We start from the raw sequence: 16377 nt of genomic DNA, 5'->3' as shown, positions 1-16377 counted from the left end.
TCTGAGGCCCGACCATGAATCTCCTCCTTTATGCCATCACCGTGCTGATCTGGGGCACCACGTGGATCGCAATCAAATGGCAACTCGGCGCGGTGCCGCCACCGGTATCGATTGCGTGGCGATTCTGGATCGCCGCGCTGCTGATGTTCGCACTGGCGCGCATCATGCGCCGCCCGATCTGGCCGCCGCGCGACGCCTGGCGCTACCTCGCCGCGCAGGGTCTCGCGCTGTTCTGCCTGAATTTCCTGTGCTTCTACTACGCCGAACAGCTCGTGCCGAGCGGGCTCGTCGCGGTGGTGTTCTCGACCGCGCCGCTGCTGAACTCGATCAACGGGCGGCTGTTCATGGGCCGGCCTCTGCAGCCGAGCGCGATTGCGGGTGCGTTGCTCGGGCTCGTCGGCATCGTCTGTCTGTTCGTGCAGCAGATGGCCGGGCATCTCGGCGATCACACCGCATGGCTCGGGCTCGGCGTCGCGTTTCTCGGCACGCTGTGCTTCTCGGCCGGCAACCTGCTGTCGAGCCGCATGCAGTCGATGGGCCTGCATCCGTTCGCGACCAACAGCTGGGCGATGCTGATCGGTGCTGCCGTCCTGACGCTCGGTAGTCTGTTCGCCGGCTATTCGTTCGCGGTGGAACCGTCGGCGCGCTATCTCGGTGCGCTCGCGTATCTCGTGGTGTTCGGCTCGGTGATCGGCTTTACGGCGTACTTGATGCTCGTCGGCCGTATGGGCCCGGAGCGGGCCGCCTATTGCACGGTGCTGTTTCCGATCGTCGCGCTCGTGGCATCGACGCTGTTCGAGGGCTATCGGTGGTCAGCGCTCGCGGTGGTCGGTCTAATGCTCGTGGTGGCCGGCAATCTGGTGGCGTTCGATCTGACGCGGCGGATTTTCGAGCGTCGCCGGGCGGCGCGGACATGATGAGCGTCTCGCTCAAGGTGAGGATTTACAGGAGCAGAAAAAGCGACTGAATCTCTGATCGGTGAGTCTTTACGGGAACCGGTTTTCACCGGTTTCGTGACGGAAAGATTGTGCCGGAAACATGATTCGATGCAAATCGAATGAATTGGATGAATCGGCATTCAATAATCATTTTTTCATCAATAAATTTACTATTTTTATATGAGAGAATAAAACGCCAAATCTGATGTGCGCGTCTCGCGCCTCGCAAGGACCGACTGCCGTGAAGCCTTTCTCCCGCCTTGGCTTGGCCGTGGTGTTAATCCACAGCCTGATCTCGCCGAATGTTTCCGCGCAATCCCAATTGAATTACACGACCTCATGGATCGGTAATAGTTTCGGATTCGGCGACGGCAAATGGATGCAGCAGGATATTCAGGCCATTAGCGTCGGCGCCAATGGCACCGTTTATACGAATGCGCCGTGGGACGAAAGCGGCAGTGAAATCGCCGCCTATCGCGCGGGCGACAAGCTCGCGGTTGCCGGTTCGACGCATGGCTGGGGCGCGGCCGGCGGCGACGCGGTGGCCGTCAACCAGACGTACCTCTATGCGGCGATGTCGATCGGCAACGAGAACAATGCGCTGGTCGGCGCCGACTATCCGCCGGCCAATCAGACCTGGTACGGCATCACGCGACGCACGCTTGCGAATCTCGCGACCGGCGCACCGTTTTCCGGCGGCATCGGCAATAGCGCGAATGCGACGAAGAACAGTTTCGTCGCGGTCGATACGGTGAAGACCGGCACCGACGCGAGCATTCGCGGCCTCGCCGCAACCGACAGCGAGCTCTACGTGGCCGACACGTACGGCAACCGGATCGCCGTGTACGACGCGCAGTCCATGCAGCCGCTGCGTTCGTGGAGCGTCGCGTCGCCGGCCCGCATCGCGATCGACACCGACTCGACGCTGTGGATCATCAGCGGCTTCGGCACAGCCAATCTGAGCATCCTGCACTACCGCGCCGACGGCACCGCGCTCGCCGGTCCATTGACGCTGCCCGCCGGCACCGTGCCGAGCGACCTCGCAGTGACGCCATCCGGCCAACTGCTGGTCGCCGACAACGGCGTTTCGCAGCAGATCCTCGTGTTCAACAAGGGCGCTGGCGGCCAGATGCAGGCGGGCACGTCGATCGGCACGCGCAACGGCATTTTCCACCCGGTGCGCGGCGTGCCCGGCGGTACGCGTTTCAACGGCATCACCGGCATCGGCGTCGACGCGGCCGGCAATCTGTACGTCGCGCAAAACGGCGAGGGACCGCGCGCGCTGGGCTCGGCATCCGTAGGGCAGGGCGCAGTGCTGGAGAGCTACGTGTACGGCACGCGCGTGCTCAACTGGCGGCTCTACGGTCTGAGCTTCGTCGATAGCGGCGCGTTCGACCCGGCAACACCCGCTTCCATCTACACGGGTTCGAAGCGCTTCACGCTCGATTACAGGCAGCCGGTCGGCCGTGAATGGTCGTATGCGGCGTTCACGCTCGATCGCTTCGATTACCCGGACGATCCCGCCTTTCACGAGCCGCGCGGCGTGCGTGGCGAACCGATGGTGCGCAGATTCGATGGCCAGCGCTTTCTCTATACGCTCGATCCGGGCGCGCACTATCTGAACATCTATCGCTTCGATGCCGCGCATGGCGAGATCGCGATACCGTCGGGGATGCTCGCGCAGAATCCGCTGCCCGGCGCATGGCCCGCCGCGCAACCGACGTACGGCGAATGGCTGTGGCGCGACAGCAATGGCAATGGCGCGGTCGACGCGAGCGAGATCAGCGGCAATCCGTCGACCGGCAGCACGGTCGGCGACGGCTTCTGGTGGGTCGACGAACCCGGCAACGTGTGGCTTGCCACGCCATTGAGCGGCGTGCGCGAGATGCCGCTGCAAGGTCTCGACTCCGCCGGCAATCCGATCTACACGTACGCGAGTGCGAAGATGTTCGCGATGCCCGCGCCATTCACGCGGCTCGCGCGGCTCGTCTACGTCGCAGCGACCGACACGATGTATCTGTCCGGTTTCACGAGTGCGATTCCGTGGGACCCGACGCACTGGAAGGAAGCGGGTCCGGTGCTGGCCCGCTACGACAACTGGAGCAGCGGCAATCCGACGCTGACATACACGGTCTCGCTGCCGTGGAACACGCAAAGCGATCCGCAGACCACCACGGTCGGCGTCGCGGTGGCGGGCAACTATATCTTCGTTGCGGAGCTGTACACCGATCGCATCGACGTCTACGACGCGCGCAACGGCACGGCGGTCGGTTACATGACGCCGGGCGCGAGCGTCGGCGGCACGAGCGGCTGGGTCGACGTGTATCTCGGCATCAGCGCGGTGCAGCGCGATAACGGCGAGTACGTGGTGCTCGTCGAAGACGACGCGCGCGCGAAGCTGCTGATGTATCGCTGGACGCCTTGACGTGGATCGCTGTCGCGCCGAACACGAATAGACGGCGGCGCACGATCGGTATATAACAACTTTACCGATGCACTCAATGGAGCGATGTTCGATCATGACGCAAGACGTTTCTCCCAAGCCGCCCTCCGACGATCGTCCCGAGATCGAGCAGCTCGACGCGGCGCTCAGTCACGTCGATCAGCAGGTGTCGTCTGGCGGCATTGCATCGGGCGCCGCGAAAGGCATTGTGTACAGTCTGATCGAAACGCTCGGCGCACTGGTCGGCGATCCCGATCTGCCGGAGCACGCACGTTCGGGTTACGAAGGACTGCTGGAGGCCGCGCGCGAATTGCGCGCGAAGTTGGAGCGCTGAGTGGACCGCTGAACACGCGGGTCCGCTCCGGCGCAACCATCGTGCCGTCTGTTATACAAAAGCGCACTGTGTAACTCACCGTGCGCTTTTTTTCACGCTCTCTGAGGCTCACGCCCCGAGCGCCACCTCTTCACCGCTCGTCTGCGCCAGCAACTGGTGAATCTGCGCGACCACGGCCGCGCCTTCGCCGACCGCCGCGGCCACGCGTTTCGTCGACCCGGCACGCGCATCGCCGATCGCATAGACGCCTTCGACCGTGGTCCCGAGATCGCACGCGGTGGCCGAGCCATCCGCGCTGATGCCGGTCAGCACGAAGCCTTTCGCGTCGAGCTGCACGCCGCAGGTACGCAGCCATTCAGTGTTCGGGTCCGCGCCGGTGAACAGAAACAGATGCCGGGTGTCGAAGTGATCGACGCCGCCGGGCAGCGGCCGCTTCAGCGCGACCGACACGAGCCCGTCCTCATCGCCTTCGAGCCGGCCGACTTCCGAATTCGGATGCACGAACACGTTCGGCAGCGAGCGGATGCGGTCGATCAGATAGCGCGACATGGTCGCCTCGAAACCGCTGCGGCGGATCAGTACGTGAACCTTGGCCGCGTGCGTCGCCAGATAGACGATCGCCTGGCCGGCCGAATTGCCGCCGCCAACCAGCACGACCTCCTGGCGCTTGCACAGCTTCGCCTCGACCGGCGACGCCCAGTAGTAGACGCCGCGTCCGTCGAAGCGTTCGAGCCCGTCGAGCGCCGGGCGCCGGTACACGGCGCCGCTCGCGATCACGATCGCCTGCGCGCTGATGTGGCCGCCGCATTTCAGCTCGAGCCGATACGGCGACTGCCCGCAATGCAGCGCTTTCACGTTGACTGGGATCGCCACGTGCGCGCCGAACTTCTGCGCCTGCACGAACGCGCGGCCGGCGAGCGCCTGGCCCGAGATGCCGGTCGGAAAGCCGAGGTAGTTTTCGATGCGCGAGCTCGCGCCCGCCTGGCCGCCCGGCGCGCGGCTGTCGAGCACGATCACCGAAAGTCCTTCGGAGGCCGCGTACACCGCGGCGGCAAGTCCCGCCGGCCCCGCGCCGACGATCGCGACGTCGTACACGTACGTGTCGTCGAGATCGGGCAGCATACCCAAGCGAGTGGCAAGCTCCGGCATGCTCGGATGACGCAGCACCGAGCCGTCCGGGCAGATCACGAGCGGCAGGTCCTCGCGCTGCGCGGCGAACTGCTCGATCAGACGCAGCGCGTCTTCGTCGCGTTCGTCGATCACGGAATGCGGATGGCCGTTGCGCGACAGGAAGCCTTGCAGCGTCACGAGCCGTGCGTCGCTGCTGTTGCCGATCAGGATTGGCCCGCCCGCGCCCTTTTCGATCAGCGACACGCGCCGCAGAATCAGCGCGCGCATGATGCGCTCGCCGAGTTCCGCTTCGGCGACGATCAGCGCGCGCAGGCGCTCGGGCGGAATCAGCAGCGCTTCGACGCGGCCGATCGCGAGGCCGTTCACCAGCGAGGGCTTGCCCGACAACTGCCCGACCTCGGCCAGGAAATGCCCGGCGCCGCGCTCGTTGATCACGTGCTCGCGGCCGATACCGTCACGCTGATAGACCTTCACGCGCCCTTCGAGCAGCACGAACATGCCGGGGCCGGTGTGACCGGTCTCGAACAGCAGCTCGCCGGACTTCCAGTGACCGACCTCGCCGAAGCGGCGGAGCCGGTCGATCTCGGCGCAACTGAGCTCCGGAAACATCTGGTGCATGCGCGTCGATAGCGACGAAAACGGCGCGTCGGCGACGACCCCCTGCTGTCCTTCCACCTCTTGAGTCGAAACGTCCTGAGTCGAAAGCATTGAACCGCTCCTTCGATATTCATTGCACGATTGAACGCGAGGCAACGCGATGCGCGCTCGCACGCCGGGGCGAGCCGTGCCGCGCGCGTCAGGCGGACGATGCCGCCGCTGATTACGGCTAAACGGCTTTGGGCGCGATGTCGTCGACCGCGACTTCCGGCGGCGGCATCGCGGGCAGCGAGTCGACCGGCTTGCCCGAATCGCGCCAGGCTTCCATGCCGCCGCGCAGCGGCAGCACGTCGGAGAAGCCGGCTTCGTTGAGTTGCTTGGCCATCCATGCCGCGGAAATCTCGTTCGGGCAGGAGCAGTAGATCACGAGCTTCTGATCGTGCGCGTAGGTGGCGACGATGTCGTCGAGTTGCCGTTCATCGGCGAATTGCGCGCCGGGGATCACGAACGGATCGAGCTTGCGCTTCTCCTCCGAACGGATGTCGAACACGACCGGCGCCCGGTCAGCCGCGAACAGCTTCGCGAGTTCGTCGACCTCGATGCGCGCGGACGCGAGCTTCGCGATCAACTGACGGCGCCGGATCCACCGGTACACCGCGTACAGCACCAGCAACGCGACGACGACGAGCGCCGCCGTGCGCCCGAGCCGCCCGGCAATCGCGAACAGCATGTCGATCTGCCGCGCGAACAGCGCGCCGATGATCAGCCCGGTGCCGGACCACAGCGCGGCGCCGACGCCGTCATAGGTGAGGAAGACGCGGTAGCGCGTGCCCATCGCGCCGGCCATCGGGATCGACACGATCGACAGCCCCGGCACGAACTTCGCGACCGCGAGCACGCGCACGCCCCAGCGGCCGAAGAAGCGCTCGGTCTTTTTCACGCAGGTGTCACGCGAAAGCGACAGCCGGCAGATCGTCTTCAGCGTATTGCCGCCGTAGATGCGGCCCGCGACGTACCACGCGCTGTCGCCGATCAGCGTCGCGAAGATCGACAGCACGAGGACCGGCAGCAGTTGCGTGCCGACCGAGCCGGGGTGCATCGCGGCCATCGCGCCGAACAGCACGAGCGACGGCATGGCCGGCACCGGCAGCCCGAGCGCGGCGGCCAGCACATTGAGGAAGACGAGCGCCGGTCCATATTGCGCGACGAGGTCATGTAGCATCGGCTTAACATCCGCGGCCCTTGCGGGCGCAGCGCGGTAAAGAATGCAAAGGGGAATTCAAAGATTATGGACGTATTTTCGAGACGTGCAACCGGCCCGGAAATTGGCCCGTCTTCTGGCTGCGATCAGGTCGCCCTATGTGGCCGCATGCCTCGATACACAAGCGTGGCAACCGCTTGTGACAAGTTGCTGAAGGCCGGGTAAGCGCGCTCGACGAGACGCGCGAAGGCGCTTGCAAAAACCCGTAGGAAAGCGGGGATTGGCGGCGTGAACGGAACAAACGGAAGCACGGCGACGCGCGCAGGCGCGCCCAATGCGGAAAATCCCGCGCTGACGCGTCGAAGCGCGACGCAACCGGCGCGAGAGGCTGCCGAGTCACGCGACGGTCACACCCGCCGCGCGCCTGCTTCACTGACGATGATTGTGCTGCTCGCCCGGCAACTCGGCGCCATGCGCGCGGATCGCGGCGATCAGCTCCGCGGGCGTGATTTCGTAGCGCACTTCGCGATGTATGCCCGGCTTGCGCTCATCGACCTCGATCAGCAGGATGCCTTTGCCGTCTTCGGTCGATTCGAGGCGCAGCGAGCGAAGTTCGCGCGCCGTTGCGTCGTCGTATTCGGTGAGCAGGGCCATTGACCCGGAGGACCCGGTGATGCGCATCGAAGTTGTCCTTGTTGCGTTGGTGATGGAACCATTGTACGGGGCGGACGGCGTGCCGTCTGCCGCGTCGTCGTGCCGTGCTGCGTCTGCCTCTGTCTCGCCGGGGTTTTAGTCGAGTGTGACGCTGCCGCTAGCGGATTCGCGGTTGCGGAGCGAGCAACCAGTTTAACGCGACTCCTCGTCGCGACGGACGCATTTTTCATGCCCCGCGGTGGCGCGACGTGCGTTCGGGTTTTGTCATGCGGGTGACGCGGGGGCGGGCTAGGAAGCGTTGGGCGCGCGCAAAAAAATAGCCCGTCCGGACAGGGACGGGCCGTTAAACGCCGTTGTTACTCGGGTCAGCCTGCCCTTGCAACATTGGGCGCTGACGACTCCATCCTCGTGCTTCGTTGGTCGGCTGTCGAGGTGGGAGTAATGCGGATCTATCAGATCAAAGTACTGTTTTCCGGTTCAACGTTCACACGAGGCCGGTCGCGTAATACACCGCGATCACGAAGAACACCGCGAGCGTCTTGATCACGGTGACCGCGAAGATGTCGCGATACGACTGCCGGTGCGTGAGACCCGTCACGGCGAGCAGCGTAATCACCGCGCCGTTGTGCGGTAGCGTATCCATGCCGCCGCTCGCCATCGCGACCACGCGATGCAGGACTTCGAGCGGAATATGCGCGGCTTCCGCACCCTTGATGAACGTGTCCGACATCGCGGCGAGCGCAATGCTCATACCGCCCGATGCCGAACCCGTGATGCCCGCCAGCGTGCTGACCGACACCGCGGCGTTGACGAGCGGATTCGGAATGCTTTTCAGCGCGTTGCTGACGACGAGAAAGCCCGGCAGCGCCGCGATCACACCGCCGAAGCCATATTCCGACGCGGTGTTGAGCGACGCCAGCAGCGCGCCCGCCACTGCCGCCTTGGTGCCCACCGCGAAGCGCTGGCTGACGCGACTGAACGCCGTCACGACGACCATCACGATGCCGAGCAGCAGCGCGCCCAGCACGGCCCAAATCCCCACGAGAGCCTTGACGCTCGTTTCGACCGGCGCATGCAGCCCCGGCAGGATGTCCGGGGTGACCGTGAAGGACGGACCGTACCAGGTCGGAATCCAGCGCGTCAGCAGGAAGTTCGCGACGCCGACCATGACGAGCGGCGCGACCGCCAGCAGCGGATGCGGCAGCTGCTTCGACTCGACGCGCTCCGGCTCGTTGACGAGGTCGGTGCCGTAACCCTCGCCGGTCGCCATCGCGGCGCGGCGGCGCCATTCCAGATACGACAGACCGACCACGATGATGAACAGCGAGCCGAGCACGCCGAGCGTCGGCGCGGCCCACGAGGTGGTCTTGAAGAACGTCGTCGGGATGATGTTCTGGATCTGCGGCGTGCCGGGCAGCGAGTCCATCGTGAACGAGAACGCGCCGAGCGCGATCGCGCCGGGCATCAGCCGCTTCGGAATGTTGCTCTGGCGATACAGCTCGGCCGCGAACGGATAGACCGCGAACACGACGACGAACAGCGACACGCCGCCGTAGGTGAGCAGCGCGCACACCGTGACGATCACCGCGTTAGCGCGCGAGCGGCCGATATAGCGGATCGCGGCCGCGACGATGGACTCCGAGAAGCCCGACAGCTCGATCACCTTGCCGAATACGGCGCCGAGCAGAAACACCGGGAAGTACAGCTTCACGAAGCCGACCATCTTGTCCATGAAGATGCTCGTGAAGACCGGCGCGACGGCGGCGGGATCGGTGAGCAGGACGGCGGCGAGCGCCGCGATCGGCGCGAACAGGATCACGCTGTAGCCGCGATACGCAGCGAACATCAGAAACGCCAGCGCGGCGATAACGATGAGAAAGGTCATTGAGTCTCCATAGCCCGGTTGTTCTACATGTTTGCCGTCCCGATCGAGCGACGGCGCGGCGCGGTCGGAACGCAGGTTCCATGCCATGCCTGCCGTTTTGCTGCTGGCCCGCCGTTGCGCTTGGCGCGGCCGCGCAGCGGCGGGCCGAGGCATCGTGGGCGGATTGTACCCAAGCGTCTCCGAAACGGGACTTCCATCTGGTGAAGAACACCTGAAACCAGGGTAAGTCATGATGCATAAGGCCTATCGTGTGTCTCAATTTGGAGATAAATTCTTCCACCGATTGAGATTGATGCAATCAAAACGATAAGCGGAGACAGCGACAGCATGTTGACCGACTGGACGGGCCTGCCCGCCACCTATGACGACGTGCTTCGTCGGGCGATGGATTCGCTGTTTCGCACGTTCGAAAACTTCAGCGAAGGCACCTTCATCGTCGATGGGCAGGCGCGCGTCGTCTGGATCAACAAGCGGTATGCGGCGCGCTTCGGCTTTGCTGACCCGCAGCAGGCGATCGGCCGGGATTGCGAAGCGGTGATTCCAAACAGTCTGATGCGCGAGGTCGTCAACACCGGCAAGCCGATCCTGCTCGACATCATGGAGACCGATCGCGAGCCGCTCGTCGTCACGCGCCTGCCGCTCAAGGACGATGCCGGCGTGACGATCGGCGCGGTCGGCTTCGCGCTGTTCGACGAGCTGAAAGCGCTGTCGCCCCTCTTTTCGCAGTACTCGCGGTTGCAGCAGGAGCTGATCGCGACGCGTCAGTCGCTTGCACAGGCGCGCCGCGCGCGCTATACGTTCGGCAGCTTCGTCGGCACGAGCGCGGCGTCGCTCGAAGTGAAGCGCCAGGCGCGGCGCGCGGCGCAACTCGAAGCGCCGGTGCTGCTGCTGGGTGAAACCGGCACCGGCAAGGAGCTGCTCGCGCATGCGATTCACGGCGGCTCGACGCGCGCGCACAAGCCGCTCGTCAGCGTCAACGTCGCGGCGATTCCCGACACGCTGCTCGAAGTCGAGCTCTTCGGCGCCGCACCCGGCGCGTACACCGGCGCGGATCGCAGGGGGCGGGTCGGCAAGTTCGAGCTCGCCAACGGCGGCACGCTGTTTCTCGACGAGATCGGCGACATGCCGCTGCCGTTGCAGGGCAAGCTGCTGCGCGTGCTGCAGGACAAGGAATTCGAGCCGCTCGGCTCGAATCGGATCGTGCGCGCGGATGTGCGGATCATCGCGGCGACATCGGCCGATTTGCCGGCGCTCGTCGCGGCCGGGCGTTTTCGCGCGGACCTGTTCTACCGGCTCAACGTGCTGACGATCCATGCGCCGGCGCTGCGCGAGCGTCCGTCCGACATCGAGGCGCTTGCCTACGCGATGCTCGAGGAGCTGGCCGCGCAGGCAGGCGGCGGCAGCCACTTCGAATTGCACGACGACGCGTTGCGCCTGCTGGGCGCGTACGACTGGCCCGGCAACGTGCGCGAACTGCGCAACACATTGGAGCGCGCCGTGATGCTGTCCGACAGCGAGCGCATCGATGCGCGTATGCTCGCGCCGTTCATCGGCTCGGGGCAGGGCGGTGCGCTGGCACCGGCGCGGACCCCGTCTGTCGCGGCCGCCAGCGCGGACGTGGCCGCCACCGCCGAACCCACCTCGTGGAGCGACGCGATGGCCGCGTTCGAAAAGCGCTTTCTCTGCGACGCGTTGCGCGGGAACGGCGGCCGCGTCATTGACACTGCGAAACAGATCGGCATAGGCCGCGCGACGCTGTACAAGAAGATCGCCGCGCACGGCATCGACGTTTGACTCGCCGCGCCCGGCCAGCCGCGCCACGCCAACTGACGCAGCACGAGGGCAGCGTGGCACAATCGCGAGATCGAAAAACAAGACGTGACCGGGGTCTCCATGAAATGCCATTCCTTCTTCGCGCGCCGCTCGCGCGGCATACTGGCCGTCGGCGCGATCGTCGCGCTTGGCGGTTGCAGCAGCAGCGCGCCGCTGTTCCTGCCGGACGGCCGTGCGACCACGCTCGTGCAATGCCCGGTCGGTTCCGACTCGTGCTCGCAACAGGCGGCCGCCAGTTGCAATGGCGCGTTCGACGTCGTGCGCCAGTCGAGCGAGGGCGGTACGTTGAGCCTGATCTACGCCTGCCGCGCGACCGCGAAGTAAGCCCGCGAAGTAAGCACCTGATGCCGTGCCGGGGCAATGCCGGCGCGCGCGGTTGGCCGATCCGTTGGCGGCCTTCGGTTTTTTTCACCTGTTCGCAGTTATTCCCTGCCAATTCCCGATACGCTCGCTGACCACGCTCGTGCCATTCCGGTTACCACATGGCCGTCATAAATTCATGCGCCTAATGTGTGCCCGATAAGCGGTTTGCATGCGAATTGGGATAAGTAAGCCGCATGCGGCGTTTTTACAACGTTGAGTCACCGCGCACCGATTATCCTTTGCGCCCGGACCATGATTTATCTTTACCTTCGGGGCGTCGAACGCAGTCAGTGCGGCAGGCAACGGAACGTGAAATTTGACGGCAGTATTCTTTTTTAAACCGTTGGGATTTAACCCGGCGAGCAGAAATTGCCGGTTTTTTCCGACGCAGAAGAGGTTCAGGAAGGTTTTTCCGCTACTGGCGGGCATTACTTTGGGCCGCGCGGGCCAACGCGGCTTCATGCTTTCGATTTTTTTGCTTCAACACTAATTCAATAGAATCCGGGGAAAGCAATGAATCATCAGCAACTCGAAAAAGACATCGAGCATCTCGAGCAGATAATTTCCCATATTTCCGCAGAAGACCGTATTCCTTTGTCTTACTGGCGTAACCGCCTTCAGCACGTTTCCGGCGCGGTTCTCGTGCCGGCTCAGGCAACCCGCGTCAAACGCCTCGATGCCGCGCTTTGCGCATTGGAAAAACGGCAGAAAGCCTGAATGTCGTCATTGTGTCCGCCAATCGGGATCGGCAATTAGGAAAGCCGTCGTGTGCGCTTTCGCCGGACTGGGTTTATCTTTCGGTTTGATCGCCCAAAGCGACCTGGGCGCGTGCACGTTTTCTTTTACCGACGCAGGATGTACATGCAGATAGCAGGACTTGCCGCGACCCGGCTCGCGACGCTGACCAACGCGATGCAGGGCTACGTGGAGCGGGGCGAAGTGGCGGGGGTGGTGTCGCTCGTATGGCGGCGCGGCGAAATCGGCTACTTCGAACCGGCAGGCCTACGCGACGAAGCCGCGCAATTGCCGATGGAGCGCGACACGCTGTTTCGCATCGCGTCGATGACGAAGCCGGTGACGAGCGCCGCGATCATGATGCTGATCGAGGAAGACCGCCTCGCGCTCGATGCGCCCATCTCGCGGTGGCTGCCCGAGCTTGCCGCGCCGCGCGTGCTGCGTGACCCGACCGGCCCGCTCGACCAGACCGATCCGTTACGCGCGCCGATTACGGTGCTCGACCTGCTCACGCATCGCGCGGGTTTCGCGTATCACTTCACGGCGACGGGTCCGCTTGGCGAAGCCTACGCAGCCGCGTTCAACGGCTTCGAGGCGAGCGGCGGCAACAGCGCGTGGCTCGCGCGCATCGCCGCGTTGCCGCTGATGTTCCAGCCCGGCTCGCGCTGGCACTACGGCGTGGCGACCGACGTGCTCGGCGTGCTGATAGAACGCGTGAGCGGCATGACTCTTGGGGAGTTTTTCCGCACGCGCATTTTCGCGCCTCTCGGCATGCGCGACACCGCGTTCTGGGTGCCCGACGCACAGCTTGCGCGCCTCGCCACCGCGTACAACATCGATCCCGGCACGCGCCGTCGTGTGGTCGAGGATCATGCGGCGGCGAGCCGCTGGGCCAATCCGCAACGCTTTCAGAGCGGCGGCGGCGGGTTGGTCTCGACCGCCGAGGATTATCTGCGATTCGCGCAACTGCTGCTCGGGCGCGGCCGCGTCGGCGACACGCGGCTGCTGTCGCATCGCTCGGTCGACCTGATGCGCAGCAATTTCCTGAGCCGCGACCAGCGCCGCCTGCCTGCCTTCGGTCACGTGATCTGGGCGGGGCAAGGCTTCGGCCTCGGCCTGTCGATCGTCGATGATCCGGCGCAGCAATTGCCGCTCGGCTACCGCTCGCTCGGCTCGTTCGGTTGGCCCGGCGCGTACGGCACGAGCTGGTTCGCCGATCCGGTCGAGAACATGATCGGCCTGATGCTGATCCAGCGCCGCTCGATCGACCCCTTCCCGATGGCCATCGACTTCGAACGCCGCATCTACGATGCGATCGACGATTGAGTGCAGCCGCCGCGCATGCGCTCGGCCGCGCGATTCACTATCCTGTGATTTATTCGTCTGATAGTGTCCGCGAACCATTCATCGCGATTCATCGCAGTGCGTCCAACCGAGGGGGAACAACGGCATGGCCTCTTACAAACAGCTGACTGCGCAACTCGAAAAACTCCACAAGGAAGTCGCAGCCGCGCGCGAAAAAGAAGTCTCGCAAGCTATCGCCGATATCAAGCAGAAGATTGCCGAATACGACCTGACCGCCGAAGAACTCGGCTTGACGAGCGCCTCGCCGAAGCCGCGCCGCAAGTCGTCGACGACGTCGGTCGCCAAGTACCGCAATCCGAAGACCGGCGAAACCTGGAGCGGCCGTGGGCGCTCGCCGGCCTGGCTCGTCGGCAAAAATCGCGAGCGGTTTCTGATCGAAGGTTGAGCTTCGTCGTGGGCGCCGATGCGTCCGTGTTCTCTGAAGTGATGTGTGGTTTGATCCGTTCCGCACCGTTGCAAAGGTCCCGAAAACGCTCACCTTTGCGTGACGCCCGAACGTACACGGCGATATTTACCGATGCATTCGAACCTCGCGGGATGCTTCGGTGAGCCAGGCTTTGTCGCGCGACGCACCTCCGCGGGTGCGAATCGCCATCGTGCCGCACCGCCCCGCGCCGCTCGCCGCAAACCCGCGACAGCCTTTGCTGGCGGGCGTTTCCAGGCGTCGAGCCGGAACCCGTTCATAACGGTGCGAAGCTTTATCGCCGTTTTCCCGCGCATCGGGTTGGTGGCGCCCGCGACCTGGCAGGTGCGTGCATGCGCTTCGCGATCCTCACCTTTGACCGCAAATCGATATTCGCCGCCGCAAGTCCCGAAAACGCTCACCTTTGCCACAAGCATGCGCGGCGCGCCGTCGCCCCGTCCGGCGCCGGGGCCCTTTCCCCCGGCCGTCGCGCCAGACGTGTATCATTCGCACCTTGCGCCGTTTTGCGCCAGCGATTCCCGCATTGTCGAACGCTGGGTCGTAACCCGTTCGCCACCCGTTTTCGGACGCGGCGCGAGCGCCGGCCGATCCGGGCCCGCGCCCGATTCTCGCAGCTCGACGCCGCCGCGCCACGCGCGGCATACCGGCCGCCCACGGCCGCCGGGAATCGCCTGAACCCCTTTCCGTGACCGCCAGACCCGATGTCAGTCTCCGAACTCAAACGCCGCCGCACGTTCGCGGTCATTTCCCACCCGGACGCGGGTAAAACCACGCTCACCGAAAAACTGCTGCTGTTCTCGGGCGCGATCCAGATCGCCGGTACCGTGAAGGGCCGCAAGAGCAACCGCTACGCGACGTCCGACTGGATGGAAATCGAAAAGCAACGCGGCATTTCGGTCGCGAGCTCGGTGATGCAGTTCGAGTACGGCGATTGCGTGATCAACCTGCTCGACACGCCGGGCCATGAGGATTTCTCCGAGGACACCTACCGTGTGCTGACCGCGGTCGACGCCGCCGTGATGGTGATCGACGGCGCGAACGGCGTCGAAGCGCAGACGCTGAAGCTGCTGGAAGTGTGCCGCAGCCGCAAGACGCCGATCGTCACGTTCATCAACAAGCTCGACCGCGAAGTGCGCGAGCCGCTCGAACTGCTCGACGAGATCGAGCAGCACCTCGGCGTGGCGGCGGTGCCTTTCACATGGCCGATCGGCATGGGCAAGGATTTCCAGGGCGTCTACGACGTCCAGCGCGATCAGGTGCGCGTGTTCCGCGCCGGTCAGGACACGGCCGGCGGCGCGGTCGAAACGCTGCAGGCGCTGAGCAACGAGGAAGGCGAGCGTCGTTTCGGCCACGCGTGGGTGCGTGCGAAGGAAGAAATCGATCTGATCACCGGCGCGACGCCCGAGTTCGACCGTGAGCAGTTCCTCGCCGGCCAGCAGTCGCCGGTGCTGTTCGGTTCGGCGATCAACAACTTCGGCGTGAAGGAGATTCTCGACGCGCTGGTCGACCTCGCGCCGCCGCCGTCGATGCGCATGACCGTGCAGCGTCCGGTGCAGCCGGAAGAGTCGAAGTTCACCGGCGTCGTGTTCAAGGTGCAGGCGAACATGGACCTCGCGCACCGCGACCGCGTCGCGTTCATCCGCGTATGCTCGGGACGTTTCGAGCGCGGCATGGCGGTGAAGGTCACGCGCTCGAACAAGACGTTCCGCGCAAACAACGTGGTCACGTTCCTGTCGCAGCGTCGCGAGACGGTGAGCGAGGCGTATCCGGGCGACATCATCGGTATTCCGAACCATGGCACGCTGAGTCTCGGCGATACGCTGACCGAAGGCGAGCAGCTGCAGTTCGTCGGCCTGCCGTTCTTCGCGCCGGAAATTTTCCAGACCGTCGAAGTGGTCGATCCGATGCGCGCGAAGCAGCTCGGCGAAGCGCTGAAGCAGCTCGGCGAGGAAGGCGCGATCCAGGTGTTCCGTCCCGAAGCCGGCGGTCTGATGATTCTCGGCGCGGTCGGGCAGTTGCAGTTCGAAGTGGTGTCGCACCGTCTGTCGACGGAATACAAGGTCGACGTGCGCATGGCGCCGGCGCGTTACCGGCTGTCGCGCTGGGTGACCTGCGACGATGCGGCCGAGCTGCGCCGCTTCACCGACTCGTACTCGGCGCGAATCGCGCTCGATGCGTCCGATGCGCCGACCTATCTGGCCTCGCACGTATCGGAGATCGAAGTCGCGCAGAAGGCGTGGCCGAAGGTCGTGTTCAACGAGTTGCGCGAGCACTCGGGGGCGCCGTTCAGAAAGGCGATGTAAAACCACGAGTCCGCTGGTTGCGAAGCAAAAAAGCCGCGTCGTTCGACGCGGCTTTTTACTTTTCCGCCGCAACAACGTCCCGCGCCAGCGCGCGACTTCACCTATGCTGACGGAACCACCCGCCTCGCCGCGAAGCCGGCTCCAATTCCTGTCCAACCGCATGGAGCGCCC

Annotated in this window: 13 protein-coding genes; 9 read left to right on the top strand and 4 right to left on the bottom strand. The window is 64.7% G+C overall.

All coding sequences use genetic code 11. The features are described from left to right. Window positions 1-14: 14 nt before the first annotated feature. From F6X39_RS24560 to F6X39_RS24550, 3 genes are all read left to right on the top strand, one after another. Window positions 15-917 (top strand): DMT family transporter, encoded by a 903-nt coding sequence (locus tag F6X39_RS24560; RefSeq protein ID WP_184050630.1) that lies wholly within the window; start codon window positions 15-17, stop codon window positions 915-917. A 262-nt stretch (window positions 918-1179) separates the two neighbouring features. After that, window positions 1180-3363: a hypothetical protein gene (locus F6X39_RS24555; RefSeq protein ID WP_187618477.1), complete on the top strand. Its 2184-nt coding sequence runs from the start codon at window positions 1180-1182 to the stop codon at window positions 3361-3363. 94 nt (window positions 3364-3457) lie between these two features. Next, complete coding sequence (locus F6X39_RS24550) at window positions 3458-3715, top strand: hypothetical protein (protein ID WP_184057620.1); 258 nt, start codon at window positions 3458-3460, stop codon at window positions 3713-3715. Window positions 3716-3823: 108 nt separating this feature from the next. Here F6X39_RS24550 and F6X39_RS24545 read toward each other — a convergent pair whose 3' ends face one another. From F6X39_RS24545 to F6X39_RS24530, 4 genes are all read right to left on the bottom strand, one after another. Continuing rightward, window positions 3824-5554 (bottom strand): FAD-dependent oxidoreductase, encoded by a 1731-nt coding sequence (locus F6X39_RS24545; RefSeq protein ID WP_187618476.1) that lies wholly within the window; start codon window positions 5552-5554, stop codon window positions 3824-3826. Between the two features lie 118 nt (window positions 5555-5672). After that, window positions 5673-6665 carry a DedA family protein/thiosulfate sulfurtransferase GlpE gene (locus F6X39_RS24540; protein ID WP_187618475.1) on the bottom strand — a complete coding sequence of 331 codons (993 nt, stop codon included), beginning with the start codon at window positions 6663-6665 and terminating at the stop codon, window positions 5673-5675. 408 nt (window positions 6666-7073) lie between these two features. Further along, window positions 7074-7325 carry a hypothetical protein gene (locus tag F6X39_RS24535; RefSeq protein ID WP_008921056.1) on the bottom strand — a complete coding sequence of 84 codons (252 nt, stop codon included), beginning with the start codon at window positions 7323-7325 and terminating at the stop codon, window positions 7074-7076. 457 nt (window positions 7326-7782) lie between these two features. Beyond that, a complete protein-coding gene (locus tag F6X39_RS24530) occupies window positions 7783-9183 on the bottom strand; it encodes a GntP family permease (protein ID WP_187618474.1) in 1401 nt (466 codons plus the stop codon). A gap of 327 nt (window positions 9184-9510) precedes the next feature. On the opposite strand from F6X39_RS24530, the gene F6X39_RS24525 reads away from it, so the two are divergent. The 6 genes from F6X39_RS24525 to F6X39_RS24500 all read left to right on the top strand — a co-directional run bounded on the left by F6X39_RS24525 (window position 9511) and on the right by F6X39_RS24500 (window position 16206). Beyond that, window positions 9511-10977: a sigma-54 interaction domain-containing protein gene (locus F6X39_RS24525; RefSeq protein WP_187618473.1), complete on the top strand. Its 1467-nt coding sequence runs from the start codon at window positions 9511-9513 to the stop codon at window positions 10975-10977. A gap of 99 nt (window positions 10978-11076) precedes the next feature. Further along, the gene (locus F6X39_RS24520) at window positions 11077-11340 is read left to right on the top strand and encodes a hypothetical protein (RefSeq protein ID WP_187618472.1); all 264 of its coding nucleotides are present in this window, start codon (window positions 11077-11079) and stop codon (window positions 11338-11340) included. 552 nt (window positions 11341-11892) lie between these two features. Next, a complete protein-coding gene (locus F6X39_RS24515; RefSeq protein WP_090808221.1) occupies window positions 11893-12096 on the top strand; it encodes a hypothetical protein in 204 nt (67 codons plus the stop codon). A 144-nt stretch (window positions 12097-12240) separates the two neighbouring features. Continuing rightward, on the top strand, window positions 12241-13440 hold the full coding sequence (locus tag F6X39_RS24510) for a serine hydrolase domain-containing protein (protein ID WP_187618471.1): 1200 nt from the start codon (window positions 12241-12243) through the stop codon (window positions 13438-13440). A 124-nt stretch (window positions 13441-13564) separates the two neighbouring features. Further along, window positions 13565-13864: an H-NS family nucleoid-associated regulatory protein gene (locus F6X39_RS24505; RefSeq protein ID WP_018424077.1), complete on the top strand. Its 300-nt coding sequence runs from the start codon at window positions 13565-13567 to the stop codon at window positions 13862-13864. 740 nt (window positions 13865-14604) lie between these two features. Further along, window positions 14605-16206 (top strand): peptide chain release factor 3, encoded by a 1602-nt coding sequence (locus F6X39_RS24500; protein ID WP_187618470.1) that lies wholly within the window; start codon window positions 14605-14607, stop codon window positions 16204-16206. Window positions 16207-16377: the final 171 nt, after the last annotated feature.

This window comes from Paraburkholderia sp. UCT2 (assembly GCF_014397665.1).
Taxonomy (GTDB): Bacteria; Pseudomonadota; Gammaproteobacteria; order Burkholderiales; family Burkholderiaceae; genus Paraburkholderia; species Paraburkholderia tuberum.
The sequence above is the reverse complement of the archived record's forward strand: the minus strand, read 5'-3'. Positions and strand labels throughout refer to the sequence as shown.